Here is a 15,591-nt window from a genome sequence, read left to right on the forward strand (position 1 = left end):
CTCCATCACGACTCATGCGTGTCAAGGGAAAGGACTGCATCCCCATGAAGGTCATCTGTCTCGGTGGCGGCCCTGCGGGGCTCTATTTCGCAATCAGCATGAAGCTGCGCGATCCCTCGCATGAGATCACGGTGCTGGAACGCAACCGCGCCAACGACACGTTCGGCTGGGGCGTGGTGCTGTCGGATGACGCGCTGAGCCGGATGGAAACCAACGACCCCAAGTCGACACGGGCGATCCGCGATCACTTCGCCTATTGGGACGATATCGCGGTGGTGCATGACGGGGTGCGCACGGTTTCGGGCGGGCATGGCTTCGCCGGGATTGGGCGCAAGCAAATGCTGATCCTGTTGCAGGAGCGGGCGCGCGAGTTGGGAATCGACCTGCGATTTGAGACCGAGTTCGAGAGCGCCGAGACCTATCGCCGCGACTATGACCTCGTGGTCGCGACAGACGGGATCAATTCGCGCGTGCGCAGCGAATATGTGGACGTGTTCCAGCCCGATATCGACACAAGGCTGTGCAAGTTCGTCTGGCTGGGCACGCATCAGAAATTCGACGATGCCTTTACCTTCATCTTCGAGAAGACCGCGCATGGCTGGATGTGGGCGCATGTCTACCAGTTCGATGAAAACACCGCGACCTTCATCGTCGAATGCCTGCCCGAGACATGGGACGCGTGGGGCTTCGAGGACATGACCAAGGAGGACACGGTCGAAACCTGCCGCAAGGTGTTTGAACGGCATCTGGACGGGCACAAGTTGATGTCGAACGCCGAGCATTTGCGCGGGTCCGCCGTCTGGATGCAGTTCCCCCGCGTGATCTGCGAGAAATGGTACCATGAGAACGTGGTGCTGATGGGCGACGCGGCGGCGACGGCGCATTTTTCCATCGGCTCGGGGTCGCGGCTGGCCTTTGACAGCGCGATTGCGTTGGCCGAATACCTGCATTCCGAACCGACGATGCAGCAAGCCTTTGAACGCTACCAGGAAGAGCGGCGGCTGGAAGTGCTGCGCCTGCAATCGGCGGCGCGCAATTCGCTGGAATGGTTCGAGGAGGTGGAGCGCTATCTGGATCAGGACCCGGTGCAGTTCAATTACAACCTGCTGACGCGAAGCCAGCGGATTTCCCATGAAAACCTGCGCCTGCGCGATCCCGACTGGCTGGAAAGCGCGGAGCGGTGGTTCATGGATCAGGCCGGTCTGCCCGCCGACGCGCCGCATCGCACGCCCATGTTCACGCCGTTCAAACTGCGCGACATGGCGCTGAAAAACCGCGTCGTGGTGTCGCCCATGGCGCAGTACAAGGCCGTGGAAGGCTGCCCGACCGACTGGCATTTCGTGCATTACGCCGAGCGGGCCAAGGGCGGTGCGGGCCTTGTCTATACCGAGATGACCTGCGTCAGCCCCGAGGGGCGGATCACGCCGGGCTGTCCGGGGCTTTATGCGCCGGAGCATGAAGCCGCGTGGCAACGACTGGTCGATTTCGTCCATGCAGAGACCGAAGCCCGCATCTGCTGCCAGATCGGACATTCGGGGCGCAAAGGGTCGACCCAGCTTGGCTGGGAAGAGATGGACGCGCCGCTGAAGGACGGTAACTGGGAGGTCATGTCGGCCTCGCCGGTCGCGTGGTCCGACCGCAACCCGACCCCGCGCGAAATGATGGGGTCGGATATGGACAGGGTCATATCGGAATTCGTCCGATCGACCGAGATGGCGGCGCGGGCAGGCTTCGACATGATCGAATTGCACGCGGCCCATGGCTACCTGATTTCATCCTTCATCTCGCCGGTGTCGAACCAACGGACCGACGCCTATGGCGGATCGCTGGAAAACCGGATGCGCTACCCGTTGGAGGTCTTTGCCGCCATGCGCGCGGCGTGGCCCGAGGACAAGCCCATGTCGGTGCGGATTTCGGCAAACGATTGGGTAGGCGCAGACGGCGTGACCCCGGAAGAGGCCGTCGAGATCGCGCGCATGTTCCGCGATGCGGGCGCGGATATCGTGGACGTGTCGGCAGGCCAGACCAGCACCGAGGCCAAGCCGATCTATGGCCGCATGTTCCAGACGCCGTTTTCCAACCGCATCCGCAACGAGTTGGACATGCCGACGATGGCCGTGGGCAATATCTACGAAACCGACCACGTGAACTCGATCCTCATGGCGGGGCGGGCCGATCTGGTCTGCCTCGCCCGGCCGCACCTGGCCGATCCTTACTGGACACTGCACGCGGGCGTGGCGCTGAACGATACCAGCACGCGTTGGCCTGATCCTTACCTGCCGGGGCGCGATCAGGCCTACCGTTTGCAGGAGAAGAAGGCACAGGAGGAGATCCGGGCATGACCCTTTCCGGCAAACGCGTTCTGATCACCGGCGGCGGCACCGGCGTTGGCGCCGCCTTGGCGAGGGGCTTTGCGCAGGCCGGGGCCGACGTGGTGGTGGCGGGGCGCCGAGAGGAACCGCTGGCCAAGGTCGCCGCAGAGGCCAAGACCATTCGCCCGGTGGTGGCGGATGTGCGCGACGAAGCCTCGGTGCGGGCCATGTTCGAGACGGCCGGCCCCTGCGACGTGGTGATTGCCAATGCGGGCGCGGCCTCGTCCAGCCCGTTCGCGGAAACCTCGTTGGACGCGTTTCAGGCGATGATGGCGGTCAACCTGACCGGCACGTTCCTGACCTTCCGCGAAGGGCTGGCGCGGATGCCGGGCTGGGGACGGCTGATTGCCGTGGCCTCGACCGCTGGTCTCAAAGGGTATCGCTATGTCGCGCCCTATGCGGCGGCAAAACACGGGGTGGTCGGACTGGTCCGGTCGCTGGCGTTGGAGGTGGCGCGGCGGCCGGTGACCGTGAACGCGCTCTGCCCCGGATTTCTGGACACCGAGATGACGGACCGTTCGGTCGCCACGATCCGCGAGAACACCGGCATGAGCGAGGACGACGCCCGCAAGGCGTTGGCCGCGAACAACCCACAGCGGCGGCTGATCCAACCGTCCGAGGTGACGGCGGCGGCGCTTTGGCTTTGCGGTGCAGGGTCCGACGGCGTGAACGGTCATGCCCTGTCGATTTCCGGAGGAGAGGTCTGATGCGCGACACCGATCTGGCCACCCGCCGATTGCGGACGTGGATCAGGCTCTTGCGCCTGACACGGGCCACGGAAAACCACCTGCGCGAATATTTGCGGGTCAAGCACGGCACCACCCTGCCCCGCTTTGACGTGATGGCAGCGCTGCACCGGGTGGATGGCCCGATGAAGATGAGCGACCTGAGCCGACAATTGCTGGTCTCGAATGGCAATGCAACGGCGGTGGTCGAACGGCTGGAAAAAGAGGGGCTGGCGCAACGCGCGCCCGGCGAAGGCGACCGGCGCGTGGTGCTGGTGGAACTGACCGACAAGGGCCGCGCCGTTTTCGAGGCGCAGGCAGCGGATCACCGGGCCGAGGTCGATCGCCTGTTTTCGATGCTGGAACATGAAGAACTGGATGCACTGCGGGATATTCTGCACCGCGTGGAGGAGGCGAGCGATGGCCAAAATGGCTGATCTGAACCCGACACATTTTGACTGGCGCGTGCGCGAGCGCGTGGCGCGGGTGCGCCTGAACCGGCCCGATCGCAAGAACCCCCTGACCTTCGACAGCTACGCCGAGCTGCGCGATACGTTCCGGGCGCTCGTCTATGCCGAGGATGTGGACGTTGTGGTCTTTGCCTCGAACGAGGGCAATTTCTGTTCGGGGGGCGATGTGCACGACATTATCGGGCCTCTGACCAAGATGAACATGAAAGAGCTTCTGGCCTTTACCCGCATGACCGGCGATCTGGTCAAGGCGATGATCGGGTGTGGCAAACCCATCATCGCCGCCGTTGATGGCGTGGCCGTGGGCGCGGGCGCGATTGCGGCGATGGCATCGGATATGCGACTGGCGACGCCAGAGGCGAAATGCGCCTTCCTGTTTACCCGCGTGGGGCTGGCAGGCTGCGACATGGGGGCCTGCGCGATGCTGCCCCGGATCATCGGTCAGGGCCGCGCGGCGGAACTGCTCTACACCGGGCGGTCGATGAACGCGGAGGAAGGCCATGCCTGGGGCTTCTGGAACGCCCTGCACCCGGCGGATCGACTGGAAGACAAGGCGATGGAACTGGCGGATCGTCTGGCGGCGGGGCCGGTCTTTGCCCATGGCATCACCAAGACGCAGCTTAACCAGGAATGGAACATGGGTCTCGATCAGGCGATCGAGGCCGAGGCGCAGGCGCAGGCCATTTGCATGCAGACGGCGGATTTCGAACGCGCCTACCGGGCGTTTGTGGCGAAAGAAAAGCCGGTGTTCAGGGGGGATTGATGGCAGATCGCAGCTTTCTCGACTGGCCGTTTTTTGACGCCCGGCACAAAGACTGGGCCGACGGGCTGGATGCATGGGCGGGACTGGCCGTTCAAGGGCTGGACCATGCGGACACCGATGCGACCTGCCGGGGGTTGGTGAAGGCGCTTGGCGAAGCCGGGTGGTTGCAGCCGACCGCCGCCGAAGAGGGTGACCGCTTCGATGTGCGCACCCTGTGCCTGAGCCGCGAGACGCTGGCACGCCATGACGGGCTGGCCGATTTTGCCTTTGCCATGCAGGGGTTGGGGACAGGGGCGATTTCACTGTTCGGAACGCCTGCACAGAAAGCCGAATGGTTGCCGCTGACGCGGACAGGCCGGGCGATTTCGGCCTTCGCGTTGACAGAACCTCAGTCTGGGTCTGACGTGGCCAATTCGACGATGACGGCAGAGGAAGACGGCGATCATTTCGTTCTGAACGGCGAAAAGACGTGGATTTCAAATGGTGGCATAGCGGATGTCTATACCGTTTTCGCCCGCACGGGCGGGGCACCGGGGGCCAAGGGCCTATCGGCCTTCGTGGTGCCTGCGGACACGACCGGGTTTGAAGTTGTTGAGCGGTTGAAAACAATCGCCCCGCATCCGCTGGCCCGCCTGCGGTTCAGCGATTGCCGCATTCCCAAAGCGGCCCTGATCGGCGCGCGCGGCGAGGGGTTCAAGATCGCCATGTCGGTGCTGGACGTGTTCCGCTCGACCGTTGCCGCCGCCGCTTTGGGCTTTGCCCGGCGCGCGCTGGACGAGGCATTGACGCGCGCGACCACCCGCCATGTGCAGGGCGCGGCCCTCTTTGACCTGCAAATGGTGCAGGGGCACATCGCGGATATGGCGGTGGATGTGGATGCGAGCGCCCTGCTCGTTTACCGCGCGGCATGGGCCAAGGATTCCGGCGCGGCGCGGATCACGCGAGAGGCGGCGATGGCCAAGCTCTTTTCCACCGATCAGGCGCAGAAGGTCATTGACCGCGCGTTGCAGCTGCATGGCGGCGACGGGGTGAAATCCGGCGAAACCGTGGAAAAGCTCTACCGTGAAATACGGGCGCTGCGCATCTACGAGGGTGCCTCGGACGTTCAGAAAGTCATCATCGCGCGCCAGACCATGGCCGCGCATCTGGGAGGCTGACATGCTAGGACCAACGGCCCATACCGATACGTTTTCCCGCGACGGGTTGCCGCCTGCAGAGCAATGGCCGGATGTCCTGCTGGACGGGTTCCCCTACCCCGACAACCTAAACGCGGGCTATGAGCTGACCGATGCGATGGTTGCCAAGGGCTTTGGCGACCACACCGCGCTGATCGGCAACGGCCGCAGACGGACCTACAAGGAGCTGACCGACTGGACCAATCGGCTGGCGCATGTGCTGGTCGAGGACATGGGCGTGAAACCGGGCAATCGGGTGCTGATACGGTCCGCCAACAACCCGGCAATGGTGGCGGCCTGGCTGGCGGCAACCAAGGCGGGCGCGGTGGTGGTCAACACGATGCCGATGCTGCGGGCGGGCGAGTTGAGCAAGATCGTCGACAAGGCCGAGGTGCAGTTTGCCCTCTGCGACACGCGGCTGATGGAAGACATGATCGCTTGCGCCAAGGACAGCCGGTTCCTGAAATCGGTCGTTGGCTTCGACGGAACCGCCAACCATGACGCGGAACTTGACCGGCTGGCCCTGACCAAACCGGTGCAGTTCGACACGGTGCAGACCGGGCGCGATGACGTGGCGTTGTTGGGGTTCACCTCTGGCAGCACGGGCGAGCCCAAGGCCACGATGCATTTCCATCGCGACCTGCTGATCATCGCGGATGGCTACGCGAAAGAGGTGCTGAAGGTCACGCCCGAGGATATTTTCGTCGGCTCCCCGCCCCTCGCCTTCACCTTTGGCCTCGGTGGCCTCGCGGTCTTCCCGCTGCGCTTCGGGGCGGCGGCGACGCTACTGGAAAACGCCTCGCCGCCCAACATGATCGAGATCATTCAACAGTTCAAAGCGACGGTCTGTTTTACCGCGCCCACGGCCTATCGCGTGATGCTGCGGGCGATGGATGAGGGGGCCGACCTGTCCAGCCTGCGGGCGGCGGTCAGCGCCGGGGAAACCCTGCCCGCCCCGGTCTATGATGAGTGGATGGAAAAGACCGGCAAGCCGATGCTCGACGGGATCGGCGCGACCGAGATGCTGCATATCTTCGTCACCAACCGCTTCGACGATCACCGCCCGGCCTGCACGGGGCGGCCCGTGACCGGCTATCAGGCAAAGGTGGTGGATGACGAGATGCAAGAGGTGCCGCGCGGCGAGATCGGGCGGCTAGCGGTGCGCGGGCCGACCGGGTGCCGCTATCTGAATGATCCGCGCCAAACCATCTATGTGCGGGACGGCTGGAACATCACCGGCGACAGCTTCACCATGGATGCCGACGGCTACCTGCATTTCGCGGCGCGCAACGATGATATGATCGTGTCGTCGGGCTACAACATCGCGGGGCCCGAGGTGGAGGCGGCGTTGCTGTCCCATGCTGCCGTGGCCGAATGCGCCGTGGTCGCGGCCCCGGACGAGGCGCGCGGCAGCATTGTCGAGGCGCATGTGGTGCTGGCCGACGGACACGAGGGCAGCCGGGCGCTGATCGAACTGCTGCAAACCCACGTCAAGACCACCATCGCCCCCTACAAATACCCGCGCCGCATCGCCTTTGTCGAGGCGCTGCCCAAGACCCCCACGGGCAAGATCCTGCGCTACAAGCTGCGGCAAGAGGACTGAGATGCAGACCGTTTTCGTCCAGATCCGCTGCACCCCCGGCACGACATACGATGTCGCCTTTCGGATCGTGCTGAAGGAAATCCATGCAGACCTGTTTTCCACGTCAGGGGAATATGATCTTCTGTTGAAGCTCATCATTCCCGAGGGCGAGGATATCGGACGATATATCAACCACCACTTGCTCGACGTGGACGGGATCGAGCGGACGCTGACAACCATAACCTTCAAGGCGTTCTGATCAACAACAGGGAGACGACTCGCATGACACTCAAGACAATCGCCCTTGCCGGCCTGATGGCCGGTGTTTCGACCTTCGCCATGGCTCAGGAGCCGGTGCGCGTGGGCATGATCACCACCTTGTCGGGCGGGGGCGCTGGCCTCGGCATCGACGTGCGGGACGGGTTCATGCTGGCCATGGAGCAAGCGGGCCGCGACGATATCGAGGTCATCATCGAAGACGACGAACGCGCGCCGGACCGCGCGGTGCAACTGGCTGACCGCATGATCCAGTCCGATGACGTGGACATCATGACCGGCATCATCTGGTCCAACCTTGCCATGGCGGTGATCCCGTCGACCGTGGCGCAGGGCGTCTTCTACCTGTCGCCCAATGCGGGGCCGTCGCAGCTGGCCGGTGCAGGCTGCAACGAGAACTATTTCAACGTGGCTTGGCAGAACGACAACCTGCACGAGGCGGCGGGCGCCTATGCCAATACGGCGGGCTATTCCAACAGCTTCATCCTTGCGCCAAACTACCCGGCGGGGCGGGATGCACTGACCGGATACCAGCGGATGTTCGAGGGTGACGTGGCGCAAGAGGTCTACACCCAGCTTGGCCAAACCGACTACGCCGCCGAGATCAGCCAGATCCGCAATTCGGGCGCGGACAGCGTCTATTTCTTCCTGCCCGGTGGCATGGGAATCGCCTTCGTCCGGCAATACGCGGAATCCGGCGTGGACATCCCGCTGATCGGCCCGGCCTTCAGCTTTGACCAGGGCATTCTGGGCGCCGTGGGCGACGCCGCGCTTGGCGTGCACAACACCTCGCAATGGAGCGCGGATATCGACAACCCGACCAACATGGCCTTTGTCGAAGCCTTCCAAGCCGAGTATGGTCGCCTGCCCTCGCTTTATGCGAGTCAGGGATTCGACACCGCGAACCTGATGCTCTCGGCGCTGGACGTGGCCAGCCCCGATGACCCAGATGCCTTCCGGGCGGCGCTGGAAGCGGCGGATTTCGACAGCACGCGGGGCGATTTCGCCTTCGGTCCCAACCACCACCCCATCCAGGACATCTATGTCCGCGAAGTGGTGATGGTGGACGGCGTGCTGACCAACCGCATCGTGGGCACCGCACTGGAAGATCGTGGCGACGCCTATGCGGACCAGTGCAACATGTAAGGCAAACGCCTGACCGGCCGGGCCGCTCAAGGCCCGGCCCAACAAGGGATTTTCCATGTCGGCAGCTCTTCTGGCCGAGCAGCTTCTGAACGGGCTGCAATTCGGCGTGATGCTTTTCCTAATGGCGGCGGGCCTGACGCTGATTTTCGGGGTGATGGGGCTCATCAACCTCGCGCACGGCTCGCTCTACATGATCGGCGCCTTCGCGGCGGCCGGAATGGCGGCGTTGACGGGCTCGTTCCTGCTGGCGCTGGCGGCGGCGCTGATGGCGGCGGCGATTGTCGGCGCCATCGTGGAAATGGTGGTGATCCGGCGGCTCTATGACCGCGATCACCTTGATCAGGTGCTGGCAACCTTCGCGCTTATCCTGATTTTTTCCGAGGGCACGCGGTTCCTGTTCGGCTCGCTGCCGCTCTACCTCGACACGCCCGACCTCTTGTCGGGACCGACCACGCTGTTTGGCGGGTTGGAGTATTCCAAATACCGGCTGTTCATCATCGCGGTCGGACTGGCCGTGGGTGGGGGCCTCTTCTGGCTGATCGCACGCACCCGGCTTGGCATCCAGATCCGCGCGGGCAAGGCGGACCGCGAAATGATCGCCGCCCTCGGCGTCGACATCCGACGCCTTTACACGCTGGTCTTCGCCCTTGGCGCGGCGCTGGCGGGGCTGGCCGGGGCGATGATCGGCGCAATCCAGTCGGTCGAGGTCGGCATGGGCGAGCCTGTGCTGATCCTTGCCTTCGTTGTGATCGTGATCGGCGGCATCGGGTCGATCAAGGGGGCCTTCGTTGGCGCGCTTCTGGTAGGCATGACCGACACGCTTGGCCGGGTGCTGCTGCCGCAAGCCTTCGGCCTGTTCATGGACGCGAGCAGCGCCACCACGGTGGGCGCCTCGCTGGCGTCGATGTCGATCTACATCCTGATGGCGGGGATCTTGCTGTTTCGGCCATCGGGCCTTTTCGGAGGGCAGGCGTGATGCGGCGCGAGACGATCCTGAATGTCGGTATTCCGGGGCTGTTGCTGGCGATCGGCCTGCTCGCCTATGCGCTGGACGAGACTTATATCATTACGCTGGCAACCCGCGCCGCGATCCTTGCGCTGGCGGGCGTGGGTCTGAATATCGCGCTTGGTCTTGGCGGGCTGGTCAGCCTTGGCCATGCGGCGTTTTTCGGGATCGGCGGCTATGCCATGGGCATCCTCGCGTTTCACGCCCAGACCTACATGCCGCTCTGGGGCGTGATCGGCGGCACCACGTCGATGCCGATCATCTGGCTGGTCGCGGTGATTGCCTCGGGGTTGGCCGCCCTCGTGATCGGGGCACTGTCCCTGCGCACCTCGGGCGTCTATTTCATCATGATTACGCTCGCCTTCGGGCAGATGCTGTTCTACTTCGCCATTTCCTGGCCCGCCTATGGCGGCGAGGATGGCGTTTCAATCTACATGCGCAACAATTTCCCCGGCCTCAACACGCTGGTGCCGCTGAATTTTTTCCTGATCTGCTTCGCTGTTCTGGCGGTCGTGCTGATCTTCGCGGGCCGTCTGGGAAAATCCCCTTTCGGGCTGGCGTTGCAGGCAACGCGGCAGAACGTGGCGCGGGTCGAGGCGGTGGGGCTGGCCCCGTACAAGCTGCGCCTGATGGCCTTTGTCCTCTCGGGCGCGATCACCGGTCTGGCGGGGGCGCTCTTCGCCGATCTCAACCGCTTCGTCAGCCCCTCGATGCTGAGCTGGCAGATGTCGGGCGAGATCATGGTGCTGGTTATCCTTGGCGGCATCGCGCGCCTGTCTGGCCCGGTGGCGGGGGCGATGGTGTTCATCGCGCTGGAATATGTGCTGGAGGATCTCAGCCATTATTGGCACATCTACCTTGGCGCGATCCTGCTGTTGGTGGTGCTTTTCGCCCGTGGCGGGCTGGTCGGCCTGATTGCCGGGCGGGAGGTGGCGCATGACTGACGCGATCCTGTCCACCCGCTCTTTGAGCAAATCCTTCGGCGCGTTGCAGGCGTCGGACTCTGTCTCGCTGGACCTGCGGGCGGGCGAAATCCACGCGCTGATCGGCCCGAACGGGGCCGGGAAATCGACGCTGATCGCGCAGATTTCGGGTGCGCTGCGCCCCGACAGCGGCTCGGTGATCTTCGACGGGCAGGATGTGACACCGCTGCCCACTGTCGCGCGGGCGCGGTTGGGACTGGGGCGCACCTTCCAGATTTCGGCTTTGGCGATGGAGTTCACGGTTCTGCAAAACGCGGTTCTGGGCGCTTTGGGCCAACGCGGCCGCGCCTTTCGCGTCTTGGGCAAGGTGATGCGGGACAAGGCCCTGCTGGAGAGCGCCGAGTCTGCGCTGCAAGAGGTGGGCCTTTCCGAGTTCCGAAACACCGTGACGGCAGAGCTGTCCCATGGGCAACGCCGCCAGTTGGAGGTCGCCGTGGCGCTGACGCTGAAACCCAAGGTCTTCTTGATGGATGAACCCATGGCCGGGCTTGGGGCCGAGGGGTCACAGCGGCTGACAGGCTTTCTCGACGGGTTGCGCCACCGCGCGCCGATCTTGCTGGTAGAACATGACATGGATGCGGTTTTCGCATTGGCTGACCGGATTTCCGTGCTGGTCTATGGCCGCATCATCGCCACCGGCACGGCGGACGAAATCCGCGCCAATGCTGAGGTGCGCCAAGCCTACCTGGGCGAGGAGGACGCAGCATGAGCCTGTTGAAACTTGCCCATGTCTCTGCCTTCTACGGACCTTCGCAGGCGCTCTTCGATGTCCATCTGGACTTGGCCGAGGGAGAGGTTCTTGCCCTCATGGGCCGCAACGGGATGGGCAAGTCGACCACCGTCAAGGTGATCTGTCGGCTGTTGAAAAACAGGGGTGGCAGCGTGCTGTTCGATGGCCAGGATCTGGGCCACGTCCCCGCCCACAAGGCCGCGCGGGCGGGCATCGGACTGGTGCCCGAGGGGCGGCGCTGTTTCGCACCGCTCACCGTGCAGGAAAACTTGACTGCTGCCGCCCGCAACGGTGCCTGGGACTTGGCCCGGGTCTTCGAGATGTTCCCGCGATTGGGCGAACGGCGGGGGCAGATCGCGGCCTCGCTGTCGGGCGGCGAGCAGCAGATGCTGGCCATTGGCCGCGCGCTGATGACCAACCCGCGCCTGTTGATCCTCGATGAAGCGACGGAAGGACTGGCCCCCGTGATCCGACAGGAAATTTGGGCCGTGATTTCGCGGCTCAAGGCGGAAACCGGGCTGGCGATCCTCGTTATCGACAAATCGCTGAAGGAACTGGGCACGGTCGCCGATACCGGGGTGATCATCGAAAAGGGCGTGACCGTCTGGTCCGGTCCTTTCGCCACGCTCGACCGCGCCACAACCGACCGGTTCCTGGGGGTCTGAGGCGATGGCGTTTTCCTTCCCGCAAAAGGTGCTGTTCAAGCATTGCGACCCGGCCGGGATCGTCTTTTATCCCCGTTATTTCGAGATGATCAACGATTGTGTCGAGGCGTTCTTTGCCGAGGCCATGGGCTGGCCATTCGAAGAAATCCTGACTTCCAAAGGCATCCCGACCGCAGAAATTTCCACGCGATTTCAATCCCCAAGCCACCATGGCGACCACTTGACCCTGTCCCTGTCCGTCACCCGCGTCGGGGGCCGCTCTGTCGGGCTGGCCGTGGTTGCGCGGGCGGGAGACGAAACCCGGTTCACCGCCGCCTCCACCCTCGTTCTGGTGGATGGCGCGGGCCGCCCGACGGCGTGGCCCGATACGATCCGACAGAAATTCCTTTCCCTTCAGGAGGGCCCCGACCATGCCCCATAAAACCATCCATCCGGAAAATTGGCCGACACCCAAGGGCTACGCCAATGGCATCCTCGCCTCGAACGGCACACTGTTCATCGGCGGTCAGATTGGCTGGGACGCTGAGCAGAATTTCGTCTCGGACACGTTCCTTGGCCAGATGGAACAGGCGTTGAAAAACATCCGCGAGGTGGTGGAGGCGGCTGGTGGCACGCCCGAGGACATCGTGCGACTGACTTGGTATGTCACTGATAAAAAAGACTATCTTGACCACCAGACCGAGGTAGGTGCCGCCTATCGCCGGGTTCTGGGGCGCCACTTCCCGGCGATGGCAATGGTGGTTGTCAGCGGCCTTGTCGAGAACGAAGCATTGGTCGAGATCGAGGCCACAGCGGTGATCGGCTAAACCCGTCGGGCGGCGGGAATCGCTTGATCAAACCGGGATGACGCGGCTTGCTGTTGTCATGCGGATTGTCAGTTTCAACATCCAGAATCTGCGGCTGCGCCACCCGGACGGCGTGGCGCGGCTGGACGGGGCGCGGGACCGCGATGAGGTTGGCGAGCCCGAGACGCTCGACGCCGCCGACCGCCGCCTTGCCGCCGCACTGCTGGCCACATCAGACGCGGACCTTGTTGTTTTACAAGAGGTTTTCGACAGCGAAACGCTGGACTGGTTCAACAGGCACGTGCTGCCAAAGGCGGGTTTGAGGCCCTACCCGTACGCGGTTTGCCTGCCGGGAAATGACGGGCGAGGCCTTGATATCGCGGTGCTGTCCCGGCGCGCGGTGCGGGTCACGAGCCATGCAGCACTGACCGAAGCAGAGCTTGGGGTGCGGTCGGATACGCCAGATTTGCCCGTGTTCCGGCGCGATTGCGTTGAGATCGAAATTGGCCAAATCATTGTTTTTGCATGTCATTTCAAGGCCCCCCATCCCGACCCGAGCGCCGCGTGGCCGGTGCGGCGGTTGGAGGCGGCGGCGGTGCGGGCCTTGGTCGAACGACGGTTTTCCCAGCCGGAACAAGGGCTTTGGTTGATCCTTGGCGACCTGAATGAGCCGTGGGACGCCGACGCGACCCCGGCCATTGCACCGCTGCTGCCGCCCTTTAGTGTCGACCTGATGGCGCGATTGCCAGAGTCAGACCGGTGGACATATTATGATTTCCATTCAGATAGATACGGACAACCGGACGCGCTGCTGGCCGCGCCTGCGCTGGCCACGCGCTGGCCGGACTCGGTGCCGGTCGTGCTGCGGTCCGGCCTTGGGTTTGAGGCCACGCGCCACCGGGCCGGGCATTTGCCGGGGGTCGGGAGGCATCGCCCCCATGCCTCGGATCACGCGGCGTTGCTGCTGTCCCTGCCCGGCGCCTGAGACCGAGGAAACCGACGCGCATGTCGGTTCTTTCCGACAGCTTTGTCGGAAACCCGTTAACAAATGGGGCCTTGATCCCTGTCATATTCCTGTTCGCTGCACCGTGGCATTATCGCTGCAACTGCGAAACAGACCGACCCCACCATGACCCAATCCAAGACCGCCACCGGCCACCACTATGACACGTTGGATCGCGCGACGCGGGCCGCGATGGCGCGGATGACCTCGGGCGTGTCCTTGCACGCGGCGGCGGCGGCGTGGATGGATTGGAGCCTGCATCTGTCGCGCGCACCGGGACGGCAACTGGAGCTGGCAGAGCGCGCCCGCGACAGCTGGACTCGCCTGATGATGGGCGGGCTTTTGCCCGAGGATGGCGGTGACGGGCTGGGATCGGCCTTTGCGCCGGAGGAGGGCGACCATCGGTTTCAGCACGACGGCTGGCACAGGCCCCCGTTTCGCCAGTGGAAGGAGAGCTATCTGGCGACCGAGCAATTCTGGGACGACGCCACCAAGAACCTGCGCGGGATGCGTCCGCAATCGGGCGACCGCGTGGGCTTCATGATCCGGCAGATGCTGGACGCGGCCTCGCCTTCGAACGTCTCGTTCCTGAACCCGGAGGTGATCGAACGAACGCGCGAGACGATGGGCGGCAACCTGATGCACGGGGCCAAGGCACTGGCCGAGGACACGGCCTATGCGCTGGCCGACCAGCCCCACCCCACCCAAAGCGCCTATCAGGTGGGCGAGACGATCGCCTGCACGGGCGGAACGGTGGTCTTTCGAAATGACCTGCTCGAACTGATCCAGTACGCGCCCACGACCGACACCGTGCGGCCAGAGCCGATCCTGATCGTGCCGGCGTGGATCATGAAATACTATATTCTCGATCTCAGCCCGGAAAATTCGCTGATCAAGCATCTGGTCGATCAGGGGTTCACCGTTTTCGCCATTTCGTGGACCAACCCGGACGAAACGCTGCGCGATGTCAGCCTTGATGACTACCGGCGCAAGGGCGTGATGCAGGCGCTGGACGCGGTGAGTGCAATTGTTCCCGAGCAGAAGGTTCATGCCTGCGGCTATTGCCTTGGCGGCACCATCCTGTCGGTCGCGGCGGCGACGATGGCACGCGAGGGCGATGACCGGCTGGCGTCAATCACGCTGTTGGCGGCGCAGACCGATTTCACCGAAGCGGGCGAGCTGTTGCTGTTCCTCGACGACAGCCAAGTGGCCTATCTCGAAGACATGATGTGGGATCAGGGCTATCTGGATCGGGCGCAGATGGCGGGGGCGTTCCGAAGCCTGCGGGCCGAAGACCTGATCTGGCAACACGCCGTGCATCGCTACCTGTTGGGCGACGATGACCCGGACGCGGATATTCTGGCATGGAACGCCGACGCGACACGGATGCCCGCGCGGATGCATTCGGAATACCTGCGCGGGCTGTTTCTGGAAAACCGGCTGACTTCGGGGCGGTTTTCCGTCGATGGGCGGGTCATTGCGCTGAAGGACATCACCGCGCCGCTCTTCGTGCTGGGGACCGAGCAGGACCACATCGCGCCGTGGCATTCGGTCTACAAGGCCAAGCTGTTCACCGATAACGACATGCGGTTCTGCCTGACATCGGGCGGGCATAATGGCGGCATCCTGAGCGCGCCGGGCAAGAAACACCGGCATTTCCGGCTGGGGCACCGGCTGCCGGGGGCGTTGTATATGGACCCGAAAACATGGCTGGCGCAGCATGACCCGCAGCAGGGATCGTGGTGGGAGCCCTGGTTTGCGTGGCTGGCCGAGAAAAGCGGTGCGCCGGTCGCGCCGCCGAAGATGGGGGCCAAGGGCTATCGCGCGATTTGCGACGCGCCGGGCACATATGTGTTCCAGCAATGAAAAGGCCGCCCGGTTGGGGCAGCCCTCGCAGCCAGAGCGCGCCG

The 15,591-nt window shown here is 64.0% G+C and carries 16 protein-coding genes and 1 pseudogene; all 17 read left to right on the forward strand.

Annotated features, from left to right (window positions below; all coding sequences use genetic code 11):
• Nucleotides 1-44: 44 nt before the first annotated feature.
• The 17 genes and pseudogenes from BKY27_RS08370 (at nucleotide 45) to BKY27_RS08445 (ending at nucleotide 15,547) form a co-directional block, all read left to right on the forward strand.
• Nucleotides 45-2,342 (forward strand): bifunctional salicylyl-CoA 5-hydroxylase/oxidoreductase, encoded by a 2,298-nt coding sequence (locus BKY27_RS08370; RefSeq protein ID WP_071674017.1) that lies wholly within the window; start codon nucleotides 45-47, stop codon nucleotides 2,340-2,342.
• The gene (locus tag BKY27_RS08375) at nucleotides 2,339-3,079 is read left to right on the forward strand and encodes an SDR family NAD(P)-dependent oxidoreductase (protein ID WP_071674018.1); all 741 of its coding nucleotides are present in this window, start codon (nucleotides 2,339-2,341) and stop codon (nucleotides 3,077-3,079) included. The genes BKY27_RS08370 and BKY27_RS08375 overlap by 4 nt, the downstream gene beginning before the upstream one ends.
• Nucleotides 3,079-3,534, forward strand: coding sequence for a MarR family winged helix-turn-helix transcriptional regulator (locus tag BKY27_RS08380; RefSeq protein WP_071674019.1), 456 nt, complete (start codon nucleotides 3,079-3,081; stop codon nucleotides 3,532-3,534). The genes BKY27_RS08375 and BKY27_RS08380 overlap by 1 nt, the downstream gene beginning before the upstream one ends.
• On the forward strand, nucleotides 3,518-4,330 hold the full coding sequence (locus BKY27_RS08385) for an enoyl-CoA hydratase family protein (RefSeq protein ID WP_071674020.1): 813 nt from the start codon (nucleotides 3,518-3,520) through the stop codon (nucleotides 4,328-4,330). The genes BKY27_RS08380 and BKY27_RS08385 overlap by 17 nt, the downstream gene beginning before the upstream one ends.
• Complete coding sequence (locus BKY27_RS08390; protein ID WP_071674021.1) at nucleotides 4,330-5,487, forward strand: acyl-CoA dehydrogenase family protein; 1,158 nt, start codon at nucleotides 4,330-4,332, stop codon at nucleotides 5,485-5,487. Before BKY27_RS08385 ends, BKY27_RS08390 begins: the two co-directional genes overlap by 1 nt.
• 1 nt (nucleotide 5,488) lies before the next feature.
• Entirely contained in the window at nucleotides 5,489-7,108 is a 1,620-nt protein-coding gene (locus BKY27_RS08395) for an AMP-binding protein (protein WP_071674022.1), read from the forward strand.
• Between the two features lies 1 nt (nucleotide 7,109).
• Nucleotides 7,110-7,346, forward strand: a complete 237-nt coding sequence (locus BKY27_RS08400; RefSeq protein WP_071674023.1) for an Lrp/AsnC ligand binding domain-containing protein — start codon at nucleotides 7,110-7,112, stop codon at nucleotides 7,344-7,346.
• A 23-nt stretch (nucleotides 7,347-7,369) separates the two neighbouring features.
• Nucleotides 7,370-8,509, forward strand: a complete 1,140-nt coding sequence (locus tag BKY27_RS08405) for an ABC transporter substrate-binding protein (RefSeq protein WP_071674024.1) — start codon at nucleotides 7,370-7,372, stop codon at nucleotides 8,507-8,509.
• Nucleotides 8,510-8,564: 55 nt separating this feature from the next.
• Nucleotides 8,565-9,485, forward strand: coding sequence for a branched-chain amino acid ABC transporter permease (locus tag BKY27_RS08410; protein ID WP_071674025.1), 921 nt, complete (start codon nucleotides 8,565-8,567; stop codon nucleotides 9,483-9,485).
• Nucleotides 9,485-10,459 (forward strand): branched-chain amino acid ABC transporter permease, encoded by a 975-nt coding sequence (locus BKY27_RS08415; RefSeq protein ID WP_071674026.1) that lies wholly within the window; start codon nucleotides 9,485-9,487, stop codon nucleotides 10,457-10,459. The genes BKY27_RS08410 and BKY27_RS08415 overlap by 1 nt, the downstream gene beginning before the upstream one ends.
• A 64-nt stretch (nucleotides 10,460-10,523) precedes the next feature.
• Nucleotides 10,524-10,970: pseudogene (locus BKY27_RS20640) on the forward strand (ATP-binding cassette domain-containing protein); the annotation flags it as partial.
• A 99-nt stretch (nucleotides 10,971-11,069) separates the two neighbouring features.
• On the forward strand, nucleotides 11,070-11,207 hold the full coding sequence (locus BKY27_RS20645) for an ABC transporter ATP-binding protein C-terminal domain-containing protein (RefSeq protein WP_407668414.1): 138 nt from the start codon (nucleotides 11,070-11,072) through the stop codon (nucleotides 11,205-11,207).
• Nucleotides 11,204-11,893, forward strand: coding sequence for an ABC transporter ATP-binding protein (locus tag BKY27_RS08425; protein WP_071674028.1), 690 nt, complete (start codon nucleotides 11,204-11,206; stop codon nucleotides 11,891-11,893). Before BKY27_RS20645 ends, BKY27_RS08425 begins: the two co-directional genes overlap by 4 nt.
• Nucleotides 11,894-11,897: 4 nt before the next feature.
• Nucleotides 11,898-12,314 (forward strand): acyl-CoA thioesterase, encoded by a 417-nt coding sequence (locus BKY27_RS08430; RefSeq protein WP_071674029.1) that lies wholly within the window; start codon nucleotides 11,898-11,900, stop codon nucleotides 12,312-12,314.
• The gene (locus tag BKY27_RS08435) at nucleotides 12,304-12,699 is read left to right on the forward strand and encodes a RidA family protein (RefSeq protein WP_071674030.1); all 396 of its coding nucleotides are present in this window, start codon (nucleotides 12,304-12,306) and stop codon (nucleotides 12,697-12,699) included. The genes BKY27_RS08430 and BKY27_RS08435 overlap by 11 nt, the downstream gene beginning before the upstream one ends.
• 58 nt (nucleotides 12,700-12,757) lie before the next feature.
• Entirely contained in the window at nucleotides 12,758-13,663 is a 906-nt protein-coding gene (locus BKY27_RS08440; protein WP_071674178.1) for an endonuclease/exonuclease/phosphatase family protein, read from the forward strand.
• Between the two features lie 144 nt (nucleotides 13,664-13,807).
• Nucleotides 13,808-15,547 (forward strand): PHA/PHB synthase family protein, encoded by a 1,740-nt coding sequence (locus BKY27_RS08445; RefSeq protein ID WP_071674031.1) that lies wholly within the window; start codon nucleotides 13,808-13,810, stop codon nucleotides 15,545-15,547.
• Nucleotides 15,548-15,591: the final 44 nt, after the last annotated feature.

It is taken from the genome of Nioella nitratireducens, assembly GCF_001879715.1.
GTDB classification, from domain to species: domain Bacteria; phylum Pseudomonadota; class Alphaproteobacteria; order Rhodobacterales; family Rhodobacteraceae; genus Nioella; species Nioella nitratireducens.

What these genes read in the sequence shown, in the direction of transcription:
- BKY27_RS08370 (WP_071674017.1), top strand. Translation starts at nt 45, where the DNA reads ATGAAGGTCATCTGTCTCGGTGGCGGCCCTGCGGGGCTCTATTTCGCA.
- BKY27_RS08375 (WP_071674018.1), top strand. Translation starts at nt 2,339, where the DNA reads ATGACCCTTTCCGGCAAACGCGTTCTGATCACCGGCGGCGGCACCGGC.
- BKY27_RS08380 (WP_071674019.1), top strand. Translation starts at nt 3,079, where the DNA reads ATGCGCGACACCGATCTGGCCACCCGCCGATTGCGGACGTGGATCAGG.
- BKY27_RS08385 (WP_071674020.1), top strand. Translation starts at nt 3,518, where the DNA reads ATGGCCAAAATGGCTGATCTGAACCCGACACATTTTGACTGGCGCGTG.
- BKY27_RS08390 (WP_071674021.1), top strand. Translation starts at nt 4,330, where the DNA reads ATGGCAGATCGCAGCTTTCTCGACTGGCCGTTTTTTGACGCCCGGCAC.
- BKY27_RS08395 (WP_071674022.1), top strand. Translation starts at nt 5,489, where the DNA reads ATGCTAGGACCAACGGCCCATACCGATACGTTTTCCCGCGACGGGTTG.
- BKY27_RS08400 (WP_071674023.1), top strand. Translation starts at nt 7,110, where the DNA reads ATGCAGACCGTTTTCGTCCAGATCCGCTGCACCCCCGGCACGACATAC.
- BKY27_RS08405 (WP_071674024.1), top strand. Translation starts at nt 7,370, where the DNA reads ATGACACTCAAGACAATCGCCCTTGCCGGCCTGATGGCCGGTGTTTCG.
- BKY27_RS08410 (WP_071674025.1), top strand. Translation starts at nt 8,565, where the DNA reads ATGTCGGCAGCTCTTCTGGCCGAGCAGCTTCTGAACGGGCTGCAATTC.
- BKY27_RS08415 (WP_071674026.1), top strand. Translation starts at nt 9,485, where the DNA reads ATGCGGCGCGAGACGATCCTGAATGTCGGTATTCCGGGGCTGTTGCTG.
- BKY27_RS20645 (WP_407668414.1), top strand. Translation starts at nt 11,070, where the DNA reads ATGGATGCGGTTTTCGCATTGGCTGACCGGATTTCCGTGCTGGTCTAT.
- BKY27_RS08425 (WP_071674028.1), top strand. Translation starts at nt 11,204, where the DNA reads ATGAGCCTGTTGAAACTTGCCCATGTCTCTGCCTTCTACGGACCTTCG.
- BKY27_RS08430 (WP_071674029.1), top strand. Translation starts at nt 11,898, where the DNA reads ATGGCGTTTTCCTTCCCGCAAAAGGTGCTGTTCAAGCATTGCGACCCG.
- BKY27_RS08435 (WP_071674030.1), top strand. Translation starts at nt 12,304, where the DNA reads ATGCCCCATAAAACCATCCATCCGGAAAATTGGCCGACACCCAAGGGC.
- BKY27_RS08440 (WP_071674178.1), top strand. Translation starts at nt 12,758, where the DNA reads ATGCGGATTGTCAGTTTCAACATCCAGAATCTGCGGCTGCGCCACCCG.
- BKY27_RS08445 (WP_071674031.1), top strand. Translation starts at nt 13,808, where the DNA reads ATGACCCAATCCAAGACCGCCACCGGCCACCACTATGACACGTTGGAT.